The organism is Bacillus luti (genome assembly GCF_001884105.1).
Taxonomy (GTDB): Bacteria; Bacillota; Bacilli; order Bacillales; family Bacillaceae_G; genus Bacillus_A; species Bacillus_A luti.
Genome location: NZ_MACI01000095.1, coordinates 233,938 through 260,372 on the forward strand (window position 1 = coordinate 233,938; position 26,435 = coordinate 260,372).

At 35.2% G+C, this 26,435-nt stretch carries 29 protein-coding genes and 1 pseudogene; 23 read left to right on the forward strand and 7 right to left on the reverse strand.

Features of this window, described 5'->3' with window-relative positions:
* Positions 1-32: 32 nt before the first annotated feature.
* Positions 33-1,265, forward strand: a complete 1,233-nt coding sequence (gene pepT, locus BAQ48_RS25905; RefSeq protein ID WP_071713285.1) for a peptidase T — start codon at positions 33-35, stop codon at positions 1,263-1,265.
* A gap of 38 nt (positions 1,266-1,303) precedes the next feature.
* Here pepT and BAQ48_RS25910 read toward each other — a convergent pair whose 3' ends face one another.
* From BAQ48_RS25910 to BAQ48_RS25920, 3 genes are read right to left on the reverse strand one after another with little or no spacing between them, the layout of a single operon-like run.
* Positions 1,304-2,215, reverse strand: coding sequence for a DNA-3-methyladenine glycosylase family protein (locus tag BAQ48_RS25910; protein WP_071713286.1), 912 nt, complete (start codon positions 2,213-2,215; stop codon positions 1,304-1,306).
* Complete coding sequence (locus BAQ48_RS25915) at positions 2,212-2,742, reverse strand: methylated-DNA--[protein]-cysteine S-methyltransferase (protein ID WP_071713287.1); 531 nt, start codon at positions 2,740-2,742, stop codon at positions 2,212-2,214. Before BAQ48_RS25915 ends, BAQ48_RS25910 begins: the two co-directional genes overlap by 4 nt.
* On the reverse strand, positions 2,723-3,319 hold the full coding sequence (locus BAQ48_RS25920; protein WP_071713288.1) for a bifunctional transcriptional activator/DNA repair enzyme AdaA: 597 nt from the start codon (positions 3,317-3,319) through the stop codon (positions 2,723-2,725). The genes BAQ48_RS25915 and BAQ48_RS25920 overlap by 20 nt, the downstream gene beginning before the upstream one ends.
* Before the next feature lie 154 nt (positions 3,320-3,473).
* Here BAQ48_RS25920 and BAQ48_RS25925 point away from each other — a divergent pair, with 154 nt between their 5' ends.
* The 12 genes and pseudogenes from BAQ48_RS25925 (at position 3,474) to BAQ48_RS25975 (ending at position 14,020) form a co-directional block, all read left to right on the forward strand.
* The gene (locus BAQ48_RS25925) at positions 3,474-4,232 is read left to right on the forward strand and encodes an exodeoxyribonuclease III (protein WP_071713289.1); all 759 of its coding nucleotides are present in this window, start codon (positions 3,474-3,476) and stop codon (positions 4,230-4,232) included.
* Positions 4,233-4,530: 298 nt separating this feature from the next.
* Complete coding sequence (locus tag BAQ48_RS25930) at positions 4,531-5,496, forward strand: iron-hydroxamate ABC transporter substrate-binding protein (protein ID WP_001035496.1); 966 nt, start codon at positions 4,531-4,533, stop codon at positions 5,494-5,496.
* A gap of 27 nt (positions 5,497-5,523) precedes the next feature.
* Positions 5,524-6,531, forward strand: coding sequence for a FecCD family ABC transporter permease (locus tag BAQ48_RS25935; protein WP_071713290.1), 1,008 nt, complete (start codon positions 5,524-5,526; stop codon positions 6,529-6,531).
* Entirely contained in the window at positions 6,524-7,546 is a 1,023-nt protein-coding gene (locus tag BAQ48_RS25940; RefSeq protein ID WP_000920453.1) for a FecCD family ABC transporter permease, read from the forward strand. The genes BAQ48_RS25935 and BAQ48_RS25940 overlap by 8 nt, the downstream gene beginning before the upstream one ends.
* A 14-nt stretch (positions 7,547-7,560) precedes the next feature.
* Positions 7,561-8,382 carry an ABC transporter ATP-binding protein gene (locus BAQ48_RS25945; RefSeq protein WP_071713291.1) on the forward strand — a complete coding sequence of 274 codons (822 nt, stop codon included), beginning with the start codon at positions 7,561-7,563 and terminating at the stop codon, positions 8,380-8,382.
* Between the two features lie 16 nt (positions 8,383-8,398).
* Entirely contained in the window at positions 8,399-9,217 is an 819-nt protein-coding gene (locus tag BAQ48_RS25950; protein WP_071713292.1) for an alpha/beta hydrolase, read from the forward strand.
* Positions 9,214-9,386 (forward strand): annotated as a pseudogene (locus tag BAQ48_RS28360) (cation diffusion facilitator family transporter); the annotation flags it as partial. The gene BAQ48_RS25950 and the pseudogene BAQ48_RS28360, both read left to right, overlap by 4 nt.
* 259 nt (positions 9,387-9,645) lie before the next feature.
* Positions 9,646-9,873 (forward strand): hypothetical protein, encoded by a 228-nt coding sequence (locus tag BAQ48_RS25955; RefSeq protein ID WP_000644301.1) that lies wholly within the window; start codon positions 9,646-9,648, stop codon positions 9,871-9,873.
* Positions 9,874-10,164: 291 nt separating this feature from the next.
* Complete coding sequence (locus BAQ48_RS25960; RefSeq protein WP_000349641.1) at positions 10,165-10,467, forward strand: metal-sensing transcriptional repressor; 303 nt, start codon at positions 10,165-10,167, stop codon at positions 10,465-10,467.
* A 200-nt stretch (positions 10,468-10,667) separates the two neighbouring features.
* A complete protein-coding gene (gene copZ / locus BAQ48_RS25965; RefSeq protein ID WP_000436973.1) occupies positions 10,668-10,874 on the forward strand; it encodes a copper chaperone CopZ in 207 nt (68 codons plus the stop codon).
* Between the two features lie 95 nt (positions 10,875-10,969).
* Positions 10,970-13,390: a heavy metal translocating P-type ATPase gene (locus tag BAQ48_RS25970; protein ID WP_071713293.1), complete on the forward strand. Its 2,421-nt coding sequence runs from the start codon at positions 10,970-10,972 to the stop codon at positions 13,388-13,390.
* Between the two features lie 162 nt (positions 13,391-13,552).
* The gene (locus BAQ48_RS25975) at positions 13,553-14,020 is read left to right on the forward strand and encodes a GNAT family N-acetyltransferase (protein WP_071713294.1); all 468 of its coding nucleotides are present in this window, start codon (positions 13,553-13,555) and stop codon (positions 14,018-14,020) included.
* Positions 14,021-14,051: 31 nt separating this feature from the next.
* Here BAQ48_RS25975 and BAQ48_RS25980 read toward each other — a convergent pair whose 3' ends face one another.
* Complete coding sequence (locus tag BAQ48_RS25980; protein ID WP_001043902.1) at positions 14,052-14,324, reverse strand: HU family DNA-binding protein; 273 nt, start codon at positions 14,322-14,324, stop codon at positions 14,052-14,054.
* 141 nt (positions 14,325-14,465) lie between these two features.
* Positions 14,466-15,281, reverse strand: coding sequence for a formate/nitrite transporter family protein (locus BAQ48_RS25985; RefSeq protein ID WP_071713295.1), 816 nt, complete (start codon positions 15,279-15,281; stop codon positions 14,466-14,468).
* A 188-nt stretch (positions 15,282-15,469) separates the two neighbouring features.
* Here BAQ48_RS25985 and BAQ48_RS25990 point away from each other — a divergent pair, with 188 nt between their 5' ends.
* From BAQ48_RS25990 to entD, 8 genes are all read left to right on the forward strand, one after another.
* Positions 15,470-16,366 (forward strand): metallophosphoesterase, encoded by an 897-nt coding sequence (locus tag BAQ48_RS25990; protein ID WP_071713296.1) that lies wholly within the window; start codon positions 15,470-15,472, stop codon positions 16,364-16,366.
* 159 nt (positions 16,367-16,525) lie between these two features.
* The gene (locus tag BAQ48_RS26000) at positions 16,526-16,864 is read left to right on the forward strand and encodes a hypothetical protein (RefSeq protein WP_002019036.1); all 339 of its coding nucleotides are present in this window, start codon (positions 16,526-16,528) and stop codon (positions 16,862-16,864) included.
* Between the two features lie 318 nt (positions 16,865-17,182).
* Positions 17,183-17,725, forward strand: a complete 543-nt coding sequence (locus tag BAQ48_RS26010; RefSeq protein ID WP_000228316.1) for a DUF420 domain-containing protein — start codon at positions 17,183-17,185, stop codon at positions 17,723-17,725.
* Positions 17,726-17,842: 117 nt separating this feature from the next.
* Complete coding sequence (locus BAQ48_RS26015; RefSeq protein WP_071713298.1) at positions 17,843-19,006, forward strand: iron-containing alcohol dehydrogenase; 1,164 nt, start codon at positions 17,843-17,845, stop codon at positions 19,004-19,006.
* A gap of 158 nt (positions 19,007-19,164) precedes the next feature.
* The gene (locus BAQ48_RS26020; protein WP_071713299.1) at positions 19,165-19,917 is read left to right on the forward strand and encodes a DeoR/GlpR family DNA-binding transcription regulator; all 753 of its coding nucleotides are present in this window, start codon (positions 19,165-19,167) and stop codon (positions 19,915-19,917) included.
* On the forward strand, positions 19,914-20,825 hold the full coding sequence (gene pfkB / locus BAQ48_RS26025; protein WP_071713300.1) for a 1-phosphofructokinase: 912 nt from the start codon (positions 19,914-19,916) through the stop codon (positions 20,823-20,825). Before BAQ48_RS26020 ends, pfkB begins: the two co-directional genes overlap by 4 nt.
* Positions 20,826-20,838: 13 nt before the next feature.
* Positions 20,839-22,701: a PTS fructose transporter subunit IIABC gene (locus BAQ48_RS26030; protein ID WP_071713301.1), complete on the forward strand. Its 1,863-nt coding sequence runs from the start codon at positions 20,839-20,841 to the stop codon at positions 22,699-22,701.
* Between the two features lie 349 nt (positions 22,702-23,050).
* Positions 23,051-23,986, forward strand: coding sequence for a cell wall-binding protein EntD (entD, locus tag BAQ48_RS26035; protein WP_071713302.1), 936 nt, complete (start codon positions 23,051-23,053; stop codon positions 23,984-23,986).
* A gap of 99 nt (positions 23,987-24,085) precedes the next feature.
* Here the strand turns inward: entD and BAQ48_RS26040 are convergent, their stop codons facing one another.
* Complete coding sequence (locus BAQ48_RS26040) at positions 24,086-24,331, reverse strand: hypothetical protein (protein ID WP_000814413.1); 246 nt, start codon at positions 24,329-24,331, stop codon at positions 24,086-24,088.
* A 181-nt stretch (positions 24,332-24,512) separates the two neighbouring features.
* Here BAQ48_RS26040 and miaA point away from each other — a divergent pair, with 181 nt between their 5' ends.
* Both miaA and hfq read left to right on the forward strand, forming a co-directional pair.
* On the forward strand, positions 24,513-25,466 hold the full coding sequence (miaA, locus tag BAQ48_RS26045; RefSeq protein WP_071713303.1) for a tRNA (adenosine(37)-N6)-dimethylallyltransferase MiaA: 954 nt from the start codon (positions 24,513-24,515) through the stop codon (positions 25,464-25,466).
* A gap of 21 nt (positions 25,467-25,487) precedes the next feature.
* Positions 25,488-25,712, forward strand: a complete 225-nt coding sequence (gene hfq / locus BAQ48_RS26050) for an RNA chaperone Hfq (protein WP_000813896.1) — start codon at positions 25,488-25,490, stop codon at positions 25,710-25,712.
* A gap of 80 nt (positions 25,713-25,792) precedes the next feature.
* Here hfq and BAQ48_RS26055 read toward each other — a convergent pair.
* The coding region (locus BAQ48_RS26055; RefSeq protein WP_131800856.1) for a Gly-Xaa-Xaa repeat protein at positions 25,793-26,435 on the reverse strand (643 nt) is incomplete at its 5' end.

The window sequence follows — 26,435 nt, forward strand, 5'->3', positions numbered from 1 at the left end:
GAAGAAAGAAATATAAAAGGGAGTGAACAAATTTGAAACAAGAGCTTATTGAAAGATTTACGAGATATGTAAAAATTGATACGCAATCAAATGAGGAAAGCCATACAGTTCCAACAACACCTGGACAAATCGAATTTGGTAAGTTATTAGTGGAAGAGCTAAAAGAAATTGGGTTAACAGAAGTGACGATGGATGAGAATGGATATGTAATGGCAACACTTCCTGCTAATACGGATAAGGATGTTCCTGTAATTGGCTTTTTAGCACACTTAGATACAGCGACAGACTTTACAGGGAAAAACGTAAGACCACAAATTCATGAGAATTTTGATGGGAATGCGATTATATTAAATGAAGAGCTGAATGTTGTGTTAACACCAGAACAATTCCCAGAATTACCATCTTATAAAGGTCATACGATTATTACAACTGATGGTACGACACTTCTTGGAGCAGACGATAAAGCCGGTCTGACTGAAATTATGGTTGCAATGAATTATTTAATACATAATCCGCAAATTAAGCATGGGAAAATTAGAGTGGCATTTACACCAGATGAAGAGATTGGCCGTGGACCATCGCATTTTGATGTAGAAGCGTTTGGCGCATCATTTGCTTATACGATGGATGGAGGTCCATTAGGTGGTTTGGAATATGAAAGCTTTAATGCTGCAGGTGCTAAGTTAACATTTAACGGAACAAATACACATCCTGGAACAGCGAAAAATAAAATGCGTAACGCAACTAAACTGGCTATGGAGTTTAACGGGCATTTACCAGTAGAAGAGGCACCAGAATATACAGAAGGATATGAAGGATTCTATCATTTGCTTTCTTTAAACGGTGATGTTGAGCAAAGTAAAGCGTATTATATTATTCGAGATTTTGATCGTGAAAATTTTGAAGCGCGTAAACATAACGTTGAAAATATTGTGAAGCAAATGCAAGAGAAATATGGACAAGATGCAGTCGTTTTAGAAATGAATGATCAGTACTATAACATGCTTGAAAAAATTGAACCTGTGAGGGAAATTGTTGATATTGCATATGAAGCGATGAAAAGTTTAAATATCGAACCGAATATCCATCCAATTCGCGGTGGAACAGATGGATCACAGTTATCATATATGGGATTACCGACACCAAATATTTTCACTGGTGGTGAAAACTATCACGGTAAATTTGAGTATGTTTCGGTAGATACTATGGAAAAAGCTGTTCAAGTTATTGTAGAAATTTCAAGACGATTTGAGGAGCAAGCTTAAAAAAGAACCAAGTAGTACGAATGTGCTACTTGGTTCTTTTAGTATAGTACTCGCCACAAATAAAAGGTTGCATAAGATTCCCAATTTGCCCAGTTTGCCGCAAAGTCTTTTATTTCATGTTTAGCAGGTTTATTTTCGGAACCTGTTATACATTTAATAGCATTATGCAAACCGACATCGTCAATTGGAAAAGCGGAAGGAAATCGTAAACAGCGCATTAAAACATAGTTGGCAGTCCACGGTCCTATACCATGGATAGCAGTTAGTTGTTTCTCAGCAAGCTTTACATCTTGTGTTTGTAGTAAATCCTCTTTTGACAGTTTTCCCTCTGTAATAAGCTTGGCAATACCAATTAAATATTCACATTTTCTTGTCGTCATTTTTAAGTCTTTAAGATCTTCTACATGTAAATTTGCAATTATTTCAGGTGATGGGAATATCCAATGTTTTCTATCGTCCCATTCTACATAACTTCCAAATGTCTCAACTAACCTTCTTTTTAGCGTATAAGCATATGTGAGATTAATTTGCTGACCGATAATTCCCCAGGAAAGTGCTTCGAATAAATCCGGAATACCTAAAGTTCGAAGTCCATAAAAGTTTTGAACAGGACCTTGAAGGAGTGGATCAAGTTGAGCTAATGTATAAAAGGGAGCTAAATCCGTAGTTAAATCAAACCACTCTGTTACATAGTTAGCTACAGCATCGCATATCCATTTGTCAGAGATATATGATTCTCCTAAAAAACGTATTTCCAAATGGCCATCAATGTTCATATTAATTTCAACCAAAGGGTTTATATTTTGAACAGGAATAACTTTATAAATTTTATTATCTTCAATGTGAAACATACATTCATTGTTAGAACGGGATAGATACCGTAAATTTTCTTGGAAACTAAATTCTTTCGGAACTGTTAAAGTTAATGCGCTAGTATATTCAGCTGTCATATGCATTCTACCTGTGACTTTTCTAATATAAGCAATTCTTTCTTCATTTCTAATCCACCTCTAAAGCCGGTTAGTTTCCCATTCTTTCCGATAACACGATGGCAAGGAATTGTAATGAGAAGAGGGTTGGCAGCAATAGCAGTAGCAACGGCACGTATAGCTGTAGGTTTTTGCATTTTTTCGGCAATTTCTGAATAAGAATATGTCTTCCCATAAGGAATTTCACGTACCGTATTCCAAACAGATAATTGAAAGGCGGTTCCGTAAGCATCGATAGGGAATGTAAAAGTTTCCCGCTTGTTTTCCAAATACTCGATAACTTCTTTCGTATATGTTTGCAAGTAATCTGGATTGCGGGTCAATTTATATTGCGGCAGTTTTTTTCTAGCCCATATAGTTAGTTCTTCGAAGTTTTCGTCTTGTGATCCAATGAAACATAGTCCATTTTCAGTTGCGGCAATATGAAAGCGCCAATTTTTATGTGTAAGGAGCGTCCAATATATAGATTTATTTTTGTAGGAATTCATTATTGTATCCCTCTTTCATTGTATTCTTTTTTCGATATTCAGTCGGAGTAAAGCCGGTTTTCCTTTTAAATAAAGTTGCGAAATACTCAGGGTTCTCTATCCCGACGGCAGTACTAATTTCTTTAATAGATTGATTTGTATGTGAAAGATATTCTGCAGCTTTAACAATCCTGAATTGTTGTATATATTCTATTGGACTTATTCCTATCAGTCTTTTGAAAGTACGTTGTAAATGAAATGGGCTACCGTGGCACATTTCTGCGAGTAGGTCGAGAGTTAATCCTTCGTCAAAGTGTTTTTCGATATAATCTTTAATTTGTTCTACCCACTCTTCGTTAGGTAGAGTTATCCCATTTGGTTTACAACGTTTGCACGGACGAAAGTTTTCACGCAATGCTTGCTCAGCATTTAGAAAAATTCGTACGTTGTTTTTATTCGGTATTCTCGATTTGCACGATGGCCTGCAGAAGATCCTAGTTGATTTCACAGCATAAAAGAATTTAGTATCATAGGAAGAATCATTATGAATAATTGCTTGCCAATACTCACTTGTTAATGTAAATCCTTGATTGTGCAAAGAACATCACCTCTGAAATTAGTATAACCTGAATAATGTGCATATGTACGTATTTACAAATGTAAGAGCAAGATTACAAAGATGGAAATATGCTTGATTTTCTATTTTGTGGTAGCATGAAATTTGAAAGTGAACATCAAGAGGAGGATTATAAGTGAAGTTAATTTCATGGAATGTAAATGGTTTGCGAGCAGTTATCGCAAAAGGTGGATTTTTAGAATATCTCGAGGAATCAAATGCTGATATATTTTGTTTACAAGAGATTAAATTACAAGATGGACAAATTGATTTAAATCTAGAGGGATATTATACATATTGGAATTATGCTGTGAAAAAAGGATATTCTGGGACAGCTATTTTTTCGAAAAAAGAACCGCTTTCTGTTACATACGGTTTAGGAATTGAAGAGCATGATCAAGAAGGACGAGTTATTACTTTAGAGTTCGAAGATTTTCACATGATAACGTTATATACACCAAACTCCAAACGAGGATTAGAACGATTAGATTACAGAATGAAATGGGAAGATGATTTCAGGGCGTATATTAAACGATTAGATGGGAAGAAACCAGTTATTTTTTGCGGTGATTTAAATGTTGCTCATAAAGAAATAGATTTAAAAAATCCAAAAAGTAATCGGAAAAATCCCGGGTTTTCTGATGAAGAAAGAGAGAAATTCACATGTATTTTAGAAGAAGGATTTATTGATACATATCGTTATCTATATCCTGATCAGGAAGGCGCATATTCGTGGTGGTCGTATCGAATGGGAGCCAGGGCAAAAAATATTGGATGGCGTTTAGATTATTTTGTTGTTTCCGAAAGAATGAAAGACCAAATAACAGAGGCGAAAATTAATAGTGAAGTAATGGGATCAGACCATTGCCCAGTTGAATTACATATAAATTTCTAAAAAAAGAAGTGTCCCCCTAACGTTAGGCGGATACTTCTTTTTTAATTCAGTTTGTTAAAATTTTTCAAATCTTTCTTGAAATAATTGCATATTAAATATATACTTAGTAACGATAATCATTATCAATGAAAAAGATTATCAATGGATGAGGTGTAAAAGAATTATAGCTTAGGGGAAGTGAACGAGAATGAGTTCTGGATAGGATTATTCATCTAATGAAATATATATGTAAGATAAGTTTCATATAGTTAAGTTTTTTGAGAACATAGTTTGAAAATTCGAGAGGAGCTATATAAAGATGAACAAGAAATTATTTACATTAGGGATGGTTACAGTTTTAAGTGTAGGTTTAGCGGCATGTAATAGTGCAGATAAAACTTCAGGAGAGCAAAAACAACAAACAAAGGCTAGTGAGACGAAAAAAGAAGAAAAAAGAAAAATTACATACTTAGGTAAAGAATATACAGTGCCAGCAAAAGTAGATAAAATTGCGACAGCTAGTTTAGAGTCAATGGAAGATGCAGCAGTACTTGGAATTAAACCAGTTGGTGCCATTACTGTTGGTGGTAAATTACCGAAGTATCTAGAGAAAGATTTAGAAGGTGCGAAATCTGTTGGTGAGAAAATGGAACCAAATTTCGAAACATTACTTCAATTAAAACCAGACGTTATTACATCAAGTACGAAATTCCCAGCAGAAACAGCTGAAAAGTTTACGAAAGTAGCTCCGACGTTCCCAGTATCACATGTTTCAACAAATTGGGAAGATAACTTAAAGTTAATGGGAGAATTAACTGGTAAAAAGGATAAAGCAGAAAAAATTATTAAAGATTATAATGCAGATGCTGAAAAAGCAAAAGCAAAACTAGGGGATAAGTTAAAAGACAAAAAAGTACTTGTAATCAGACTAAGAGCAAACGAATTATTCCTATATCCAGAAGGAGTGTACTTCAACCCTGTAATTTATAAAGACCTTGGGCTAACTGCTCCAGAACAATTAAAGACTGTAAAAGCACAAGAGAAGATTTCATTTGAAAAACTTGCCGAACTTAACCCGGATTATATTTTCTTACAATATGAGACAACTGAGAATAAAAACCCGAAAGTGCTAGAAGAAATTGAAAAGAATCCAATTTGGCAAAGTATGAATGCCGCGAAAGAAAAGAAAGTATTTGTAAACGTTGTTGATCCAATGGCACAAGGTGGTACTGCTTGGAGTAAAACAGCATTCTTAAAAGAAGCAGTGAAAAATTTATCTAAATAATATAATAAGTAAGGTGCGTTGAATGATATGCAGAAAACAAATGCAGTACCAGTAACTATATTATGTATAGCACCCATACTCATCTTATTTACAGTTGTACTTTCCATTTTGTATGGGGCAAAAAGTATTGATGCTGAAACAGTGTGGAACGCATTATTTCATTTTGATTCAAGCGATGTAAATCATAATATTATTATTACTTCACGTTTACCAAGGGTAGTTGCAGCTCTTTTAGTCGGAGCATTTCTAGCCATATCAGGAGCACTTATGCAGGGGATGACAAGAAACTATCTTGCATCCCCTTCTATTATGGGTGTGACGGATGGGGCAGCCTTTGTTATTACACTTTGTATGATTTTTCTTCCGGGCATGTCCTCAATTGGCATGGTTTTATGTTCAATGATTGGCTCTGCACTTGGAGCCGGTATCGTGTTTGGTTTTGGTTCGCTTCTTCAAAATGGCTTATCACCAGTTCGGTTAGCAATTATAGGGACAGTTATTGGAACATTTTTAAGCAGTGTATCTGCTGCAATGGCTTCATATTTCCAAATTTCTCAAAATGTTAGTTTTTGGTTTAATGCAAAATTAGATCAAGTCGATCCTAATATAATTAAAATCACGATACCTTTTGGGATAATTGGAATAGTTTTAGCGCTGTTTATATCAAAATCTATTACTATTCTTTCTTTAGGAGAAGAAGTTTCTATTAACCTAGGACAGCGTACAAAACTAGTTAAAGCGATGGCAATTTTATCAGTTATTTTCTTAACAGGAACGGCAGTTGCTTTAGTGGGGAAAGTTGGTTTTGTAGGTTTAATTATTCCGCACATTACTCGCTTTATAATTGGAGTAGATTATAAGTGGATTTTGCCATGTGCAGGCGTTATTGGCGGCGTTTTTCTAGCATTATGTGATGTTTTAAGTAGATTTGTAAATTATCCATTTGAAACGCCAATCGGAGTCGTAACATCTTTAATTGGAATTCCTTTCTTCCTTTATTTAATCCGTACAAGAGGAGGAGAGAGACATGCTTAAAAGTTCAAGTCAACGTTTTGGAATGACGATGGGGATTATTATATTTTTAATACTATGTGCTATTTATATTAGTTTAACGAATGGTACGTTTGATATTACGATTACAGATGTATTTAAAACACTCCTTAGAATTGATCCAGTACCAGACCATGATTTAGTTATTTTTGAGTTTCGTCTTCCGCGTATTGTAATTGCTGGATTAGTAGGATTAGGTCTCGGTGTTGCGGGTGCTGTTATTCAAGGGATTACGAGAAACGGATTGGCGGATCCAGGTATTTTAGGAGTGAATGCCGGAGCAGGAACAGCAATTGTAATTTTTATGTTTTTCTTTCAAGGGCAATTAAAAAGCACAGACTGGGTTTCTATTATGATGATGCCAATGTTTGGTTTAGTCGGCGGATTAGGTGCAGCTATCATCATTTATCTGTTTTCTTGGAAAAACGGTAAGTTAGATTCGCAGCGTCTTTTATTAACAGGGATTGCGATTGGATCAGGATTTGGAGCCTTTTCTATGTACTTATCACTCAAAATGAAGTCAACTGATTTTGAAATGGCTGCAGTATGGGTGTCTGGAAGTATTTATAATGCAAACTGGAAATATATTATTGCTATGTTGCCGTGGCTTATTATATTAATTCCTCTCATACAAAAGAAAGCTTATTTATTAGATTTATTTCAATTGGAAGAAACGAGTATTACAAGTTTAGGTGTTTCAGTAGAAAGAGAGAAATCTATTTTACTACTAAGTAGTATAGGACTTGTGAGCGCATGTGTCGCAGTTTCAGGGAGTATTGGTTTTATTGGACTAATGGCACCGCATATAGCGAAAAGGCTTGTGGGTATTCAGCATAAGTATATTATTCCTACGTGCGGGGTAATCGGAATGTTTCTTGTAATTGCTTCGGACTTTATTGCAAAAACAGTGTTCACACCTGTAGAGTTACCAGTTGGAATCGTTATTTCTATTGTCGGTGTACCGTATTTCTTATATTTACTTTATAAGGCGAAAGCGTAAGAGGAGGAATAAAAGTGAGTATTTTAAGTGCAAAAAATTTAGAAACGAGTTATGAAAAGCTTACAGTGTTTCGCGATTTAAATGTGGAAATACAAGAAGGAAAAGTAACGACAATTATAGGGCCAAATGGGTGTGGTAAATCGACATTGTTAAAAACAATGGGAAGAATTTTAAAGCAAAAGAGCGGTAAAGTATATTTGCAAGGACAGGATTTAAATACAATTCCGACGAAAGAAATTGCGAAGCAGTTAGCTTTACTTCCGCAAACTCCAATTGCGCCAGGCGAGCTTAAAGTAGAAGAGTTAATTTCTTATGGACGCTATCCACATCGAAATAACGTAAATAAGTTAACTTCAAAAGATAAAGAAATGATTGATTGGGCATTAGAAATAACGAAAACTTCTGAATTTCGAACGAGACAAATTGCAAATTTATCAGGTGGTCAACGACAAAAGGTATGGTTAGCAATGGCTTTAGCACAAGAGACAGAAGTGTTACTACTAGATGAACCAACGACATATCTTGATATGTCTCATCAATTAGATGTATTACAAATTGTGGAGAAATTAAATAAAGAACATAATTGTACGGTCGTAATGGTACTACATGATATTAACCATGCAGCAAGGTTTTCAGATGAAATTATTGCAATGAAAGAAGGGGAAATCGTTACAACTGGTAGCCCAGAAGAAATCATTACAAATGAAGTGTTAAAAGAAGTATTTCATATTGATGCACGTGTCATGATTGATCCGTATAATGGGGCTCCTGTTTGTTTCGGTTATGATAGCGTTGTATCTCAAGAAGAAAAAGTAGAAATATATGTAACGAGTTAAGAAGGGGGGATATAAGATGACTACTACTATTGAAAAACAGCAGATTATAACATCTAATACAGAACAGTGGAAAATGTATTCGAAATTAGAAGGTAAGGAATATCAAATTCATATTTCAAAGCCGAGGCAGCCAGCACCAGAGTCAGGCTATCCTGTTATATACGTATTAGATGGCAATGCCTTTTTTCAAACATTCCATGAAGCGGTTAAAATACAATCAGTTCGAGCAGAAAAAACAGGTGTTTCACCAGCCATTATAGTAGGTATTGGTTACCCAATTGAAGGTGCATTTTCAGGTGAAGAAAGATGCTATGATTTTACGCCTAGCGTAATTTCAAAAGATGCGCCTTTAAAACCAGATGGCAAACCGTGGCCTAAAACAGGAGGAGCACATAACTTCTTTACTTTTATAGAAGAAGAACTGAAGCCTCAAATCGAAAATGATTTTGAGATTGATAAAGGAAAACAAACGTTATTTGGGCATTCGCTAGGTGGTTTATTTGCTTTACATATACTATTTACAAACGTAAATGCCTTTCAAAATTATTTTATTAGTAGTCCATCTATTTGGTGGAATAACCAATCTGTGCTTGAAAAAGAAGAGAATCTTATAAGTGAATTAAATAGTGCCAAGTTTGAAACAGGAGTGTTCCTTACAGTTGGGTCACTAGAACGAGGTCATATGGTTGTAGGGGCAAACGAATTGTCAGAGCGCCTTCTCCAAGTAAAACACGATCAGTTTAGATTTATGTTTTATGAGGCTGAAGGGGAGAATCATGCATCTGTTGTGCCGACTTCTTTAAGTAAGGGATTACGATTTATTAGTTGTGTGTAGAGTGTGTACGAGATATGCATACTTTTCATATTTGGACGATTGATAAGAAACAGGAGAATCACGAAGTTCCTCAAAATATGATTGATATGTAAAAAAACAGTTCCATATTGAACGTGCTACAATTCAAATTGAAACGCTTAAAATTAAACATAACGAAATGATTGTTTAATAAAATGCAAACAAAAGGCTATGGGGAAATTCTCCATAGCCTTTTGTTTGTTCAAGTAGAATTGTCCTTTTTGAAAGTTTTGTTTCAACTTTTCGTCTAAAGAGGCAAAAAGTTGTCACAATTCGGTCACAATTAGCATAAGCATAGAATAGACGAAATGAACTTATTTCCAAAAAGGCTTGGTTTATTCCAAACATGATTCGTAGAGCTGCAAAAGCACGGATAAAAAGTTCACTATATTCTCAAGGAGGTAGATCGTATGAAAGCTATTCTTGCTATCGCTGGACTTATTTGGGTTTTATCACATGGCATTCCAATTTATGAAGGAGAACAAATTCGCAGTGCTCTAAATAAAAATTTTAATGAATATCATATCATTGATCGGCAAGATAATGTTGTGACAGTTCGTGTAAATGACTGTTTTCATACGGTAACCGTTGAAGGAACTTCAGTAGTGAATGATACAAAAGTATGTGATCAGCAGTAATTATATATAGGAAGAAAAAAGTCTCAGTTTGCACGTGTGAAAATTGAGACTTTTATATTTGGGGACGAATAATAAGTGGGGAGGGACAATCCCCACTTATTGATGTTTTTTGAAAAAAGGAAAGGGTATTATGAAAATTGAGACTGAGAAGCTAATAATTTGTTAAGAATAATCATAGAGTGGAAATATACTCATATGGGGTATCATACATAGATATTTAATGCTATAATTGGTGTACTCGTAAAAGCAATTCTTGTATTGGATGAAGAGAAACTTTAAGAAGGTGATAATATGGATCATAAAGAGCATGAATCAGTAACACATAGATCAGAAAAAGAAAAAGAGCAAATTATAAATAGATTAAAGAGAATTGAAGGCCAAGTTCGTGGTATTCAAAATATGATTGAAAATGATCGTTATTGCGTGGATATTTTAGTGCAAATTTCAGCGATTAATGCAGCGATGAAAAAAGTAGGAATGGGTGTCTTAAAAAATCATACAAGTCATTGTGTTTCAGGAGCCATTAAAGATGGAAATGGTGACGAAGCAATTGAGGAATTAATGACAGTATTTGAACGTTTTTCAAAAGCGTAAAAACAAGCTAGTTTTTAACTGGCTTGTTTTTTGTTTACCCTTATAGGATTTAGATGTATTGTAGTGAAAAAGTGTATGTAAAATAAACTTTTAGAAAATAATTGAAAAATCATGATACAAAACCATTGATTACCTTAGGGGGGTATGGTAAGATGTAGTTGTGATTAACAAACAATGAAGAAACAAGAGGAGGATTTTAAATGGAACAGTTAACATTACAAGTTGAAGGTATGTCTTGTGGACATTGTGTAAATGCTATCGAAAGCAGTGTGAAAGAGCTAAACGGTGTTGAACAAGTGAAAGTTCAATTAGCAGAAGGAACTGTTGAAGTTACTATCGACTCGTCTGCTGTAACATTAAAAGATATCGTTGCTGTTATTGAAGACCAAGGATACGATGTTCAATAATTATTTTTAGATATGGAAATAAATCGTACTTTAAATGAAGTACGATTTATTTTGCTAATAATTATACCTCATAAGGGTATATAGAGGTGAGAGATATGAATGAACAAAAAGAGGCCAATCTTCAAATATCAGGAATGACATGTGCAGCATGTGCAAATAGAATTGAAAAAGGTCTGAAAAAAGTAGAAGGTGTTCATGATGCAAATGTAAATTTTGCACTTGAAAAAACAAAAATAATGTACGATCCAGCGAAAACGAATCCGCAACAATTTAAGCAAAAAGTTGAATCGTTAGGGTATGGAATTGTCAGTGATAAAGCTGAGTTTACTGTTTCAGGGATGACATGCGCAGCATGTGCCAATAGAGTAGAAAAGCGTTTAAATAAGTTAGAAGGTGTGAACGGAGCGACAGTAAATTTCGCTTTAGAATCGGCTACAGTAGATTTTAATCCTGATGAAATTAATGTAAATGAAATGAAGAGTGCAATTACGAAATTAGGATATAAATTAGAAGTGAAATCAGATGAGCAAAATGGATCAACTGATCATCGCTTACAAGAAATTGAGCGACAAAAGAAGAAATTTATCATTTCATTTATTTTATCATTTCCGTTATTGTGGGCAATGGTAAGTCATTTCTCATTTACATCGTTTATTTATTTACCAGATATGCTTATGAACCCATGGGTACAACTAGCACTTGCAACGCCAGTTCAGTTTATCATTGGTGGGCAGTTTTATGTTGGGGCTTATAAAGCGTTACGTAATAAAAGCGCCAATATGGATGTTCTCGTTGCACTTGGAACGTCTGCGGCATATTTCTACAGTGTGTATTTAAGTATTAGGTCGATTGGTTCTTCGGAACATATGACAGACTTGTATTTTGAAACGAGTGCAGTACTTATTACATTAATTATTTTAGGTAAATTATTTGAGGTGAAAGCAAAAGGACGCTCGTCAGAAGCAATTAAAAAATTAATGGGATTACAGGCGAAAACCGCTACTGTTGTACGAGATGGAACAGAAATGAAAATTTTAATTGAAGAAGTGGTAGCTGGTGATATCGTTTATGTGAAACCAGGGGAAAAAATTCCGGTAGATGGGGAAATTGTAGAAGGAAAGTCAGCAATAGATGAATCGATGTTAACAGGCGAGAGTATCCCGGTTGATAAAACAATTGGGGATGTAGTAATCGGTTCTACAATAAATAAAAATGGCTTTTTAAAAGTGAAAGCAACTAAGGTAGGAAGAGATACTGCATTAGCTCAAATTATTAAAGTAGTAGAAGAGGCTCAAGGTTCAAAAGCTCCTATTCAAAGGGTAGCAGATCAAATTTCAGGTGTTTTCGTACCGGTTGTAGTTGGAATTGCGATTATTACATTTGTTGTGTGGATGCTATTTGTTACACCTGGTGATTTTGGCGGAGCACTTGAGAAAATGATAGCCGTACTTGTTATCGCTTGTCCGTGTGCATTAGGTCTTGCAACACCTACGTCTATTATGGCGGGATCAGGAAGATCGGCTGAATATGGAATTTTATTTAAAGGTGGAGAGCATTTAGAAGCAACCCACCGATTAGATACAGTTATTCTAGATAAAACAGGTACTGTGACAAATGGGAAACCGGTGTTAACAGATGTAATTGTAGCAGATGGATTCCATGAAGAAGAAATACTACGTTTAGTAGGTGCGGCAGAAAAAAATTCTGAACACCCACTTGCAGAAGCGATTGTAGAAGGAATTAAAGAAAAGAAAATTGATATCCCAAGTTCAGAAACATTTGAAGCGATTCCAGGATTCGGTATCGAATCAGTTGTAGAAGGGAAACAATTATTAATTGGTACACGTCGATTAATGAAGAAATTCGATATTGATATTGAAGAAGTTTCTAAATCGATGGAAGCGCTAGAACGAGAAGGAAAAACAGCAATGTTAATAGCAATAGATAAGGAGTATGCTGGAATAGTTGCCGTTGCGGATACTGTAAAAGATACTTCAAAAGCAGCTATCGCAAGACTTAAGAAAATGGGTCTAGACGTTGTTATGATTACAGGAGATAATACACAAACCGCTCAGGCAATCGCTAAGCAAGTTGGTATTGATCATGTAATTGCAGAAGTATTACCAGAAGGAAAAGCAGAAGAAGTGAAAAAACTGCAAGCGCAAGGTAAGAAAGTAGCAATGGTTGGAGATGGAATAAATGATGCGCCTGCATTGGCTACGGCGGATATCGGTATGGCAATTGGAACCGGAACGGATGTAGCGATGGAAGCGGCAGATATTACGTTAATCCGTGGTGATTTAAATAGTATTGCTGATGCAATCTTTATGAGTAAGATGACGATAAGAAATATTAAGCAAAATTTATTCTGGGCACTAGCTTATAACGGCTTAGGAATCCCGATTGCCGCGTTCGGTTTCTTGGCACCTTGGGTTGCTGGAGCCGCGATGGCATTTAGTTCTGTATCCGTTGTATTAAATGCATTACGACTGCAAAGAGTGAAATTAAAAAAATAAAAATCTATAGAGTAATTGCATATGCTTTTAAAACGAAAAACAATACTTTGAAATAAGTATTGTTTTTTGTTCATATAGAAAGAAAAAAGATATAATAAAGCAGCAATATTGAATCGTAGGTGGTAGAAAAGTTAAATGATAGTTTAGTAAGGAGGCTCTACTATGTTAAAAGATACGATTATTAGAACATTTCATAAAGAGGATTTAGAACAAGTATTACAGTTGTTCTATGAAACAGTTCATACAATTAATGCAAAAGATTATAACGAATTACAACTACAGGCATGGGCGCCAGATCGACTAGATAGGGAAAGTTGGTTACAATCTTTAGAGAAGAATATTAGTTATGTAGCGGATTATAACGGTGTGATAGTGGGATTTGGGGATTATAATGATGATCATTACGTAGATCGTCTATTTACGCATAAAGATTATCAAGGGAAAAGGATAGCGTCATACATACTACAGGAGTTAGAAAAAGAAGCAGTGAACTTGGGGCATAAGGATATATATACAGAAGCGAGTATTACAGCAAAACCTTTCTTTGAAAGTAAAGGTTTTATTTGCATAAAGGAACAAAAGAAACAGCATAATGGTCAGATCTTTATTAATTATGTAATGAAAAAATAGCCCTCTCGTAAACGAGAAGGCTATTTTTTCATTATTTTACAGCTTCTTTAAGTTCTTTACCAGCTTTGAAAGCAGGTACTTTAGAAGCTGCGATTTGCATTTCTTCACCAGTTTGTGGGTTACGGCCTGTACGAGCAGCTCTTTCGCGAACTTCGAATGTACCGAATCCGATAAGTTGTACTTTTTCACCAGCAGCTAAAGTGTTAGTGATTGATTCTACTACAGTTTGTAAAACTACAGTAGCTTCTTTTTGAGAAATCTCAGCATTTTGTGCTACGTTTTTGATTAATTCTGTTTTGTTCATGTTTTTCACCTCATATGTAAATAATGCTATTTAAGTTGTTATTATAACGTATAAAACATTCGAGAACAAGTGTACGTACATATATTCGCGAAAAAAATGAAATTTGTAATATTTTTTAGCGCGACTTTACAGACATTCAATTTAAGCGGATATAGATTTATTCTTTATTTCCGTCTTCTCTGTAGAGGAAGATAGTTTCTTATTATAAGATATGAAATAAGGTAGTGCTACAAATAACATACCTCCTACTAAATTTCCAAAGAAAACAAAAATGAAATTTGGAACATATTCAGCCCAAGTTAAATGACCAGCAAAAATTGCAGCTGGGATGACAAACATATTGGCTACAACGTGTTGAAATCCAATCGCGACAAAAGTCATAACTGGGAACCAAATACCGATTATCTTTCCGATAAATTCTTTACTTCCTATACTAAGCCAAACAGCTAAACAAACGAGCCAATTACATCCAATTGCAGAAATGAAGGCTTGCAGTGGTGTGTCTTGTAATTTAGCCTGTGCAATAGAAATTGTTTTAGCTAAAAAAACTCCCTCTGTTAATCCAACGATATGACCGAAGAAATAAGCAACGAATACAGCCCCTATAAAGTTACTAAACGTAACAATAACTAAATTACGTAGTAAGCGGAATAAGGTGATTTTCTTTTGAAGCCAAGCCATTGAAACTGTCATCATGTTACCAGTTACTAGTTCGCCGCCTGCAAGAATAACGAGTATAAGACCGATAGGAAAGACAGAGGCACCTAAGAAACTAGTAAATGATCCCCAAGATTTTGGCATCGTTCCAATAACATGAATATCGAGTAAATACCCTAATGCGATAAAAGCGCCACCAAAAAAGCCGAGAATTAACATAGGGAGTAATGATAAATGAGCTTTTTTTCTTCCAGAATTAGCAGCAAGTTCTGTAATTTCTTCTGGTGTGTATACAGACATGAATAACCCCTCCGTCATATTGTGATGGAAAGAAAGAACTTTCCAAAGAATCTATGTATTATAAAAATATGTTATGACTTCTAAATAAATTTGTCAAAGTGAAGGGGATAGAATTGGATATGAATAACAGTTCATGTTGTCACATGAATGTAACAATAAGGCTTTAAAGTACTTCTAGAGGTGAAAACATGAATACTCATCGTATGAAGAAAGAACAAAACATATCAAACTTTAGAAAAATTATCATTACTGTTTTTATAAGTATGGTAATGATTTCGGTTGGCGTGTGTTACTATGCAACGGAAATAGAACGAAAATTAATAACGGTTACTTGGAATGAAGTGAAATCTTCTAAACTCCCTAAAGAATTTAATAATAAGAAAATTTTGCAATTTTCAGATGTACATTTAGGACCAGAATTTTCATTGAAACAATTAGATAGTTTGGTTGAAAAAATGAATGAGTTACATCCAGATATAGTAGTTTTTACAGGAGATCTAATAGATAAGTTTGGAACTTATAATGAGGAAAGAGAAGAAGCGAAAAAGATTTTGAAGGAAATTCATGCGCCGCTTGGTAAATATGCTGTGTTTGGAAATCATGATAGAGGTGGCGGCGGTAGTTTGTTTTATAAAAAATATATGGAGGAAGCTGGTTTTTCGGTGTTAGTAAATGAAGTACAAAAAATTAAATCGGACAATGGAAACTACATTACAATATCAGGTTTGGATGATTTCTTATTAGGAAAGCCACAAATAGACCCAACTTTAAAAAACTTAAAACAACAAGATTTCAATATGCTATTAGTACATGAACCAGATGTTGTAGACAAAGTAGCACGTTACCCAGTTGATTTTCAAATGTCAGGACATAGTCACGGAGGACAAGTTCAAATTCCTTTTGTAGGTCCATTAATCACTACAAAATTAGCTGAGAGCTATGTTGAAGGAATGTATGAATTAGAGGGGAAGAATAAGCCGTTATATTTATATGTAAACCGTGGTATTGGGACAACCCGAATGCCTGTTAGATTTTGGAGTGTACCTGAGATTTCAGTATTTGTGTTGAAGAAAAATAATAATTAGTAATGAAGAATTTGTACGATAGTAATTTTATTTTTTGTGAAGGAAACCCAATCCAATCATTGCTAGAAAAGATTCATATACAAATAAAGAAAAGAGTAATTACTATTGTCATAGTGAATATAAACTTTTTTCTTGACTTTTTATACGAAGGCGAGCAAAATGGTAAAAAAGGAAGGGGGGATGATGATGGAAGAGTACGTATTAGAGCTGTATAACCTGTTATATACGACAGAATGGCAAGATATTGTTTCGTTTCTAGGAATAGTATTTTGCATGAAAATTGTAATCGTATATGTGGAAGAGCAAGGTATGTTCTATTCCTTCTCATCTCCGTTCGATTTGCAACGCGAGCCGTTGCTACACTATGCCAATATAAATTACGAACAAATTCCTTTTGTTATCTTCTTTATGATTCGATTTATAACAGCAATTGTAAAGAAAAAAGAAAGTGATGATGAAGAGTGCCACTCAACTTGTAATATAGCGAATGCTTTTTAAGCTAAATACAAGGAGGAGATTTATATGTGGTTTCGATTTCTTATGATTGGTTTCTTTTCATTAACAGCAATTTCATTAATGGGATATCAAGTGTCTGAAATTTTTCAAGCATATAGCAGCACGTTTTTTAACAAAAACTAATTACATTGCTATTTAAATAATAAAACGATAAAATCCTTCTTAAGAAGTTTTATTAAGAAGGATTTTTTTCTTTGTCTTGTCTTGCTGTGTCAAACTATTGTCACATTTACACTGTGAATAATATGTTAAAATAGTGAGGTTACGTATACATATTTGAAGGAAGAGGGAGTGACCATTTTGGTGGATCAATCAACAAATCAGAAAAGCTATGCTCCTATTGTGATAACGCTTTCTGTAATTGTAAATGCGATTATTTTATTTTTATTCTTTGGACCTGTTGGCTATGAAGGAGAAGTACATTTTGATGTAACAATTTTACCAATGTTAAATGCAATTTTTAATAGCTTTACGTTCGTATTCTTATTAGCAGCTTTATACTCTATTATTAAGAAGAATGTGAAAATGCACCGTGGTTTTATCCTAGCAGCATTTACAACAACGTTGCTATTTTGTGTTTCTTATTTATCGTATCATTACTTGGCGCCAGCAACACATTTTGGCGGAGAAGGATTTATTAAATATGTGTATTTCATCATTTTAATTACACATATTATCTTAGCAGCAATTATTGTACCACTTGCATTGTTTGCACTTGTATTTGGTTTTACAAACCAATTAACACGCCATCGCAAAATTGTACGTTGGACAATGCCGATTTGGTTATATGTAAGTTTATCTGGTGTTATTGTTTACTTAATGATCTCACCTTATTATCAATAAAAAATCTCAGCCTTAAAGGCTGAGATTTTTTTGTTAGGCAAATATTTTTGTGAAATGAAAAAAGTATGTTATACAAAAGTATAGTTGCTTTTCATATAGAAGGGATGGTAAAGGGATATGCAAAATTTTGTATTTCGTAATCCAACGAAACTTATTTTCGGTAAAGGTCAATTAGAACAGTTGAAAACTGAAATTCCACAGTTCGGTAAAAAAGTTCTTCTCGTATACGGGGGAGGCAGCATTAAAAGGAATGGTATTTATGATAATGTAATTTCTAATTTAAAGGATATAAATGCGGAAGTATTTGAGTTAACAGGTGTTGAGCCGAATCCTCGTTTATCGACAGTAAAGAAAGGGATTCAAATTTGTAAAGACAATGGAGTCGAATTTATTTTAGCGGTTGGTGGCGGAAGTGTAATCGACTGTACAAAAGCGATTGCTGCTGGTAGTAAATATGATGGTGATGTATGGGACATTGTAACAAAAAAAGCATTTGCTAGTGAGGCGTTACCATTTGGTACTGTACTCACTCTTGCAGCGACAGGTTCTGAAATGAATGCTGGTTCTGTAATTACAAACTGGGAAACGAATGAAAAATATGGTTGGGGTAGTCCTGTTACTTTCCCGCAGTTTTCCATTTTAGATCCGGTCCATACTGCATCTGTACCGAGAGATCAAACGATTTACGGTATGGTAGATATTATGTCACACGTATTAGAACAGTATTTCCATCATGGAACAAATACGGAATTACAAGATCGTTATTGTGAATCTGTTTTAAAAACAGTAATAGAAACCGCTCCAAAGCTTTTAAGTAATCTAGAAAATTATGAGTATAGAGAGACCATTTTATATTGCGGCACGATGGCGTTAAACGGTATTTTAGCGATGGGAGTAAAAGGAGATTGGGCAACTCATAATATTGAACATGCAGTTTCAGCTGTTCATGATATACCGCATGGGGGTGGCCTTGCGATTTTATTCCCGAACTGGATGAAGCATGTTGTAGATGAAAATGTAAGTCGCTTTAAACAGTTCGCTATTCGTGTGTTTAATGTAGAAACAGACGGTAAAACAGATAAAGAGGTGGCATTAGAAGGAATTGAGGCGTTACGTCAATTTTGGACTTCAATTGAAGCGCCAGTAACTTTAGCTGATTACGGTATTGGGGAAAGTGAGATTAACTTAATGGCGGATAAAGCGATGGCTTATGGTGAATTTGGTAACTTTAAAAAATTAAATAAAGACGATGTTTTAAGTATATATAAAGCTTCTTTATAAGTGAATCAAGAAAAGAAACCCATTTGATTGTTATATCAAATGGGTTTCTTTTTTGTTGTTTATAATTGTTTGTGGCTGATTTTGATTATTTGTGAATGTTTGTGGTTGATTTTCGTGATCGTTTTCATTATACTGTAATCAAAGAAGAGGTGAATAAAATGTTAACTCCTGAACGTCATCAAATGATATTGCAACTTGTAAAAGAGCAGAAGGTTATTAAATTACAACAATTAGTGGAAAGAACAGAAAGCTCTGAGTCGACAATTCGTCGTGATTTAGCACAATTGGAAAAACAAAGGTTATTAAAAAGAGTTCACGGTGGTGCTGCTGTTTTAACAGGAAAAGGACAGGAGCCAACGATGGTTGAAAAATCATCCAAAAACATTCAAATAAAACAACAAATTGCGAAGTATGCCGCTAGTATTGTTGAACAAGGTGATTGCATTTATTTAGATGCAGGAAGTACAACATTTGAAATGATTCCATTTTTAATAAATAAAGATGTTACTGTCGTTACAAATGGACTTATGCATATTGAAGCTTTAGTTGAAAATAATATTCGTGCATATTTACTTGGCGGAATGATGAAGAGTAGGACGAAAGCTTTAATTGGTGCGATGGCACAGGAAAGTATGCAGAAGTACCGTTTTGATAAATGTTTTTTAGGAGCGAATGGTGTACATGAACAACTTGGTTTTACAACGCCAGATCCAGAAGAGGCACTTTTGAAACAAATGGCATTAACGTTAGCAAACGAAGGATATTTCTTAATTGATGAAAGTAAGTTTTCGGAAGTTGCGTTTGCGAAAATTGCCAATGTTGAAGAGGCAAATATTATTACAAACTATTTAGAGATTGATCTAGAAAAATATAAAAGACAAACCAATGTAATTGAGGCTGATAAACAATGATCTATACAGTTACTTTAAACCCATCTATTGATTATGTAGTACAAGTTGATTCTTTCGATTTAGGAACAGTAAATCGTGCGGAGAAAGATATGAAGTTTCCTGGAGGAAAAGGTATTAATGTTTCTCGCGTTCTTCATCGTTTAGGTGTTGAAAATGTAGCGCTTGGATTTACTGGTGGATTTACCGGTCGATTTATTAAAGATGTATTACATGAGGAAGGTGTGACAACAAACTTCGTACAAGTAGACGGAGATTCACGAATTAATGTGAAAATCAAAGGGCAAGAAGAAACAGAGTTAAATGGGCAAGGCCCTAGTGTGACAAATGAGCAATTTGAAATATTAATGAAACAAATTGAAAGTATGAAGCAAGGGGATTGTGTCGTACTAGCTGGAAGTGTACCGGCATCTATCCCAACGACTTTTTATGAATCGATTGCAGCGTTCGGAGCTGAAAAAGGTATTCGCGTAGTAGTAGATGCGAGCGGAAGTGCACTGCAGCATGTAATTAAAAATAAGCCTTTTTTAATAAAGCCTAATCATCATGAACTTGGTGAGTTATTTGGAGTAGAGGTTTCAACAGTAGAAGCTATTTTACCGCATGGAAAAAAATTAATTGAACAAGGTGTAGAGCACGTTATCGTATCAATGGCAGGCAAGGGAGCTTTATTATTTACGGCAGAAGGTATATATGAAGCAACTGTTCCAAAAGGTGTTGTAATTAATTCGGTTGGGGCTGGAGATTCTCTCGTTGCAGGGTTTGTAGGTAAATATGAACAGACGAAAGATATTGAAAAGGCATTTCAATATGGTGTTGCAACAGGGAGTGCAACAGCATTTTCAGCTGATTTATGTGCAAAGGAAAAAGTAGAAGAATTATTGTCGCAAGTAATTGTAACTAAGCGATAGGGGGAAGCAACATATGAAAATTACAGAACTATTAAAAAGGGATACAGTCATTATGAATTTGACAGCTTCAAATAAAGAAGCTGTCATAGATGAATTAGTTGAGAAATTAAACGGGGCAAATCGTTTAAATAGTAAAGCCGAATTTAAAGAAGCTATTTTAAAGCGGGAGTCACAAAGTACAACAGGCATTGGTGAAGGGATTGCAATACCTCATGCGAAAACAAAAGCTGTTAAGCAACCAGCGATTTGTTTTGGTAGAAGTGTAAGCGGTATCAACTATGAATCACTTGACGGACAGCCTGCACATTTATTCTTTATGATTGCTGCGAGTGAAGGGGCGAATAATACTCATTTAGAAACGTTATCACGCCTATCTACACTATTAATGGATGAAGGGTTTCGTAAGCAATTATTAGAAGCGAAGGATGAAGAGGAACTTCTTCGTTTATTTGATGAAAAAGAAAATGAAAAAGAAGAAGAAGCTGGCATTGAGGTTGCAAAACCAGAAGGAAATGAACCATACGTATTAGCTGTTACGGCTTGCCCAACTGGAATCGCTCACACATATATGGCTGCGGATAGCTTAAAAGCAAAAGCGGCAGAGTTAGGAATAGCAATTAAAGTTGAAACAAACGGGTCAACAGGTATAAAAAACGGTTTCACAAAAGAGGATATTGAACGCGCAACGGCTATAATTGTTGCGGCAGATAAACAAGTCGAAATGAACCGTTTTGCTGGGAAACATGTTATTCAAGTGCCAGTCGCTGACGGGATTAGAAAAACGGAAACGCTTCTTAATCGAGCTGTAAAACAAGATGCACCAATCTTTAAAGGAATAAAAGAAGATGGGAAGGCAGAAAGTGCAGAGAAAGAAAAAGGGTTAGGAATTTATAAGCATTTAATGAGCGGTGTAAGTAATATGCTTCCATTCGTTGTTGGTGGAGGAATTTTAATCGCATTAGCATTTATGTTCGGTGGAATTAAGGCGGAAGGTCCTATTGCTGAAATGTTAATGACCATTGGTGGTGGAGAAAAAGGAGCCTTTTTATTCCTTGTACCAATTTTAGCTGGATTTATTGCAAGTTCTATTGCTGATCGACCTGGTTTTATGCCTGGTGTTGTTGGAGGATTTTTGGCGGCGCAAGCAAATGCTGGCTTTTTAGGTGGATTAATTGCTGGTTTCTTAGCGGGGTATGTTGTTGTTGGGTTGAAAAAGTTATTTTCTAGTTTACCAGCGCAGTTAGAAGGGATTAAACCAGTCTTGCTTTACCCAGTATTGGGGTTATTAATTACAGGTGTTATCATGTTAAAAGTAGTTAATCCACCTGTAGTTGCGTTAAACGAAATGTTAACGAGTTGGTTAAATAGTTTAGGTGGTACAAATGCTATACTATTAGGTTTAATTTTAGGTGGTATGATGGCAATCGATATGGGGGGGCCAATTAATAAAGCAGCATTTACATTTGGTATCGCTGCAATCTCAGCAGGGAACTTTGGTGTTCACTCAGCAGTTATGGCTGGTGGTATGGTACCACCATTAGCAATTGCACTCGCAGCTACCTTCTTTAAATCAAAGTTTACTGAGGCAGAACGTAAATCGGGTTTAACGAATTATATTATGGGAGCGTCGTTTATTACAGAAGGTGCGATTCCATTTGCGGCAGCAGATCCGGTTCGAGTGATAGTAAGTTGTGTTGTTGGTTCAAGTATTGCAGGTGCATTATCAATGCTATTCCAAATTACATTACCAGCACCACATGGTGGATTGTTTGTTATTGCATTAGTAAATAAACCATTACTATATATTTTCTCTATATTAATAGGGACAGTTGTTTCAGCTCTTATGATGGGGATTTGGAAAAAGAAAATTAAATAACAAATGAAAAGGGAGTAGCTGCTATTAGCTGCTCTTTTTTTATTACAAAAAAGTAGGTTAATAATTGAAGAATGATGAATTTTGGTAAAAGATGTAATGAAATGTGAATTTTTTGTAACAAAAAAGTAATACTGTAATTTTTTTTGGAAAAAAATTCTGGTGCTCGTATGTGGAAAATATATGAAAACTATTGGGGATTCTATTGGAAATGGAATTTATTAATATGGAAATTTATGTTACAACTCATTAATCGTATATTACGAATGGTTTGTAATTGTGTGATTTCTAAAAATCCTAAAAATCTGTTGCTATAATAAAAATACGAAAACAAAGCAAATGGAGGCTATTCATGAAAAAATTATTAGGTATAGCAACAGCAGCAGTTTTTGGTCTTGGGATTTTTGCGGGTTCTGCGAAAGCAGAAACGATTGTAACAACAGATGTATTAAATGTTAGAGAAAACCCAACTGTAGAGTCAAAACTTGTAGGTAAAATGTTAAGTGGAAATAAATTAGATGTGATAAATACAGAAAATGGATGGACGAAAATTAAGTTAGATGGTAAAGAAGCATTTGTAAGTGCTGAATTTACAAAAAGTACATATTATGTAACGGCGAGCGTATTAAATGTTCGTGCTGGAGCGAATACTGGCTCTGAAGTTCTTGGTAAACTTAATAAAGATGATGTGATTGAAACGACAAATCAAGTTCAAAATGAATGGTTACAATTCGACTACAATGGAAAAGTCGGATATGTTCATGTGCCATTTTTAACAGGAACGGCACCTTTGATTGAAAAGAAAGTAGTTGTAACGCAAGAAGAAGCACCGGCTAGAGTAAATACGTCGGTTAAAAATAATACAGCAGTTAAGAATAAGGAATCCGCTAAGAGTGTAGAATCAAGTAAACCTGTAGAAAAAGCAAAGCCAGTGGCGAAACCAGTGGCAAAATCTACTGAAACTAGTGCGCCTGCAGGTGGTGGTCGTGAAATAACAGTAGAAGCGACAGCGTATACAGCAAATCCAAGTGAGAATGGTACGTATGGTGGTCGTGTACTAACTGCAATGGGGCATGATTTAACGGCGAACCCAAATATGAAAGTAATCGCTGTTGATCCGAAGGTAATTCCACTTGGATCGAAAGTATGGGTGGAAGGATATGGAGAAGCGATTGCTGGAGATACTGGTGGTGCGATTAAAGGAAACCGTATTGATGTATTAGTTGGTTCGGATGGTAGTGCCAATAGTTGGGGACGTAAATCTGTAAAAGTGAAAGTTATACAATAATTTACCTTTATTAATGTAAAAAAGCGGTTGCTCGAAAATATGTAAGCAACCGCTTTTTATTATTTTGTGTGTGATAGAACACTTTCGTCTCAAAAATGATTATTGAAATGGATAAATTGTTTTACCTGTAATAATTTTATATGCGCTGCAAAATTGAGTTTGCATATATTCTGTATGTGCATTTTCCGCATGTAAGGTTGTCTCTTGAAGAGTAGAATAAAAGGAACGTAGTAAACAATTTAAGGCGAAGTATAATTCTTCTTGTGAACAATTTTGTTCTTTTGTAGCGGTAGCCAAAATGAGGTCATTTGTTAATGCTGCAAAATTGATAGTGGATTGTTTCATGGTCAACGCATCCTCTCCGAACGATTTTTATCATGTATATGCAGATTTGGACAAACTATGTTCTTTTTTTATATGAAATTTCATGTACCGAATTGAAAGAACTTGCAATAATGCCGTTAAAATTGTTAAGATTGGGTATAATCAATAGATGGAGTACATTACATAAAGCGAGTTGAATGATATGGGAGAAGTGCAACGTGAAAAAGTTGCTGTCATCATTGGACCAACGGCTGTTGGGAAGACGAAGTTAAGTATCGATCTTGCAAAAGCGTTGAACGGTGAAGTTATTAGTGGTGATTCCATGCAAATTTATCGTACAATGGATATTGGAACTGCAAAGGTGACGAAAGAAGAGATGGATGGAATTCCACATTATATGGTCGATATAAAAGATCCGGAAGATTCATTTTCCGTCGCAGAATTTCAAGAACGTGTTCGTAAGCATATCCGAGAGATTACAGAGCGTGGTAAATTACCAATTATAGTTGGTGGAACCGGTCTTTATATACAATCTGTTTTATTCGATTATCAGTTTACAGATGATGCTGGTGATGTGATATACCGAGAACAAATGGAAAAGATAGCTTTAGAACGTGGTGTAGAATATGTACATAAAAAATTGCAAGAAGTAGATCCGGAAAGTGCGGAACGTATTCATGCAAATAATGTACGACGTGTTATCCGCGCGTTAGAAATTTTTCACACGACGGGCGAAAAAATGAGTGAACAAATTGAGAAACAAGAAAAAGAGTTGCTGTATGATGTGTCATTAATTGGCTTGACAATGGATCGAGCAATGCTATACGATCGCATTAACTTACGAGTTGATTTGATGATGGAACAAGGTTTGTTAGAGGAAGTAGAAGGGCTGTATAATAGAGGGGTACGAGATTGTCAATCTATTCAAGCCATTGGATATAAAGAAATCTATGATTATTTTGAGAATCGTGTTTCTTTAGAAGAAGCGGTATCACAATTAAAGACGAATTCACGCCGTTATGCAAAACGTCAATTAACATGGTTCCGTAATAAAATGGATGTCACGTGGTTTGATGTTACAGATGGTGAAAAAGCGTCAGAAATTTTACGATACATAGAAGGAAAGTTACAATTAAAGTCGAATAATAGTAAGTAGAGAAAAAGAGGAGGATTCGACATGAAGCAATCTATCAATATTCAAGATCAGTTTTTAAATCAACTCCGTAAAGAGAATACGTTTGTTACGCTGTACTTATTAAACGGTTTCCAGCTTCGTGGATTAATTAAAGGATTTGATAATTTTACAGTCCTACTGGAAACAGAAGGTAAGCAACAGCTTATTTATAAACATGCAATTTCTACATTTGTACCTCAAAAAAATGTTTCAATTGAATTAGAGTAGTAATGAATTAGTGTACATAACAAAAAAAGAGCGAATTTTTCGCTCTTTTTTTATTTGTCATAAATAATAAATAGTGAAGTTTAAGCAATTCTAAATACAGTTAGACGAATGTTAGTATTTCCTGTTGCAGGGATTGTAATCTCGTTAAGAGTAGATTGGACAGAAATGTTTGCACCAGCTCTTAACGTTTCGATTGTAGTAAATGAAAGTGAGTCGCCTATTAAATTTGAAGAGAAGTTATCAGTTGCGACTGCTCCATTAATTGAAATGCCTACTCCAAGAGGAGCGCATCCTGGCGCAGTTGTAGAAATAGATACGCTAATTACATAAATACCACCGTTAATAACAGTAACTGTATTTGTGCCGTTAAAGATAATATTGTTTACGTTAATTGCAGTACTGAAAATAAAGTTGTTAAATTGGAGTACTGTTTGTTGGATGTTGTTTGTTACAACGATTGTCGCTACTGGGAAGCTAGGTCCAGTAGGTCCGGTAACTCCGATACCAGTAGCGCCGGTAGCGCCAGTTGGTCCTTGAGCACCCTGAGGTCCAGTAGCACCCGTGTTACCTTGAACACCTTGAGGTCCAGTAGCACCCGTGTTACCTTGAACACCTTGAGGTCCAGTAGCACCCGTGTTACCTTGAGCACCTTGAGGTCCAGTAGCACCCGTGTTACCTTGAGCGCCCTGAGGTCCGGTAGCGCCAGTAGCACCCGTGTTACCT

Bases quoted from the DNA above. Each gene is read 5' to 3' on its own strand.
- BAQ48_RS26000 (WP_002019036.1), top strand. From the start codon at position 16,526: ATGGTAAAAAAGGAAGGGGGGATGATGATGGAAGAGTACGTATTAGAG.
- entD (WP_071713302.1), top strand. From the start codon at position 23,051: ATGAAAAAATTATTAGGTATAGCAACAGCAGCAGTTTTTGGTCTTGGG.
- BAQ48_RS25950 (WP_071713292.1), top strand. From the start codon at position 8,399: ATGACTACTACTATTGAAAAACAGCAGATTATAACATCTAATACAGAA.
- hfq (WP_000813896.1), top strand. From the start codon at position 25,488: ATGAAGCAATCTATCAATATTCAAGATCAGTTTTTAAATCAACTCCGT.
- BAQ48_RS26040 (WP_000814413.1), bottom strand. From the start codon at position 24,331: ATGAAACAATCCACTATCAATTTTGCAGCATTAACAAATGACCTCATT.
- BAQ48_RS25980 (WP_001043902.1), bottom strand. From the start codon at position 14,324: ATGAACAAAACAGAATTAATCAAAAACGTAGCACAAAATGCTGAGATT.
- pfkB (WP_071713300.1), top strand. From the start codon at position 19,914: ATGATCTATACAGTTACTTTAAACCCATCTATTGATTATGTAGTACAA.
- BAQ48_RS25985 (WP_071713295.1), bottom strand. From the start codon at position 15,281: ATGTCTGTATACACACCAGAAGAAATTACAGAACTTGCTGCTAATTCT.
- BAQ48_RS25975 (WP_071713294.1), top strand. From the start codon at position 13,553: ATGTTAAAAGATACGATTATTAGAACATTTCATAAAGAGGATTTAGAA.
- BAQ48_RS26030 (WP_071713301.1), top strand. From the start codon at position 20,839: ATGAAAATTACAGAACTATTAAAAAGGGATACAGTCATTATGAATTTG.
- BAQ48_RS25935 (WP_071713290.1), top strand. From the start codon at position 5,524: ATGCAGAAAACAAATGCAGTACCAGTAACTATATTATGTATAGCACCC.
- BAQ48_RS26020 (WP_071713299.1), top strand. From the start codon at position 19,165: ATGTTAACTCCTGAACGTCATCAAATGATATTGCAACTTGTAAAAGAG.
- BAQ48_RS26015 (WP_071713298.1), top strand. From the start codon at position 17,843: ATGCAAAATTTTGTATTTCGTAATCCAACGAAACTTATTTTCGGTAAA.
- miaA (WP_071713303.1), top strand. From the start codon at position 24,513: ATGGGAGAAGTGCAACGTGAAAAAGTTGCTGTCATCATTGGACCAACG.
- BAQ48_RS25910 (WP_071713286.1), bottom strand. From the start codon at position 2,215: ATGACAGCTGAATATACTAGCGCATTAACTTTAACAGTTCCGAAAGAA.
- BAQ48_RS25940 (WP_000920453.1), top strand. From the start codon at position 6,524: ATGCTTAAAAGTTCAAGTCAACGTTTTGGAATGACGATGGGGATTATT.
- BAQ48_RS25915 (WP_071713287.1), bottom strand. From the start codon at position 2,742: ATGAATTCCTACAAAAATAAATCTATATATTGGACGCTCCTTACACAT.
- BAQ48_RS25960 (WP_000349641.1), top strand. From the start codon at position 10,165: ATGGATCATAAAGAGCATGAATCAGTAACACATAGATCAGAAAAAGAA.
- BAQ48_RS25970 (WP_071713293.1), top strand. From the start codon at position 10,970: ATGAATGAACAAAAAGAGGCCAATCTTCAAATATCAGGAATGACATGT.
- BAQ48_RS25990 (WP_071713296.1), top strand. From the start codon at position 15,470: ATGAATACTCATCGTATGAAGAAAGAACAAAACATATCAAACTTTAGA.
- BAQ48_RS25955 (WP_000644301.1), top strand. From the start codon at position 9,646: ATGAAAGCTATTCTTGCTATCGCTGGACTTATTTGGGTTTTATCACAT.
- BAQ48_RS25930 (WP_001035496.1), top strand. From the start codon at position 4,531: ATGAACAAGAAATTATTTACATTAGGGATGGTTACAGTTTTAAGTGTA.
- copZ (WP_000436973.1), top strand. From the start codon at position 10,668: ATGGAACAGTTAACATTACAAGTTGAAGGTATGTCTTGTGGACATTGT.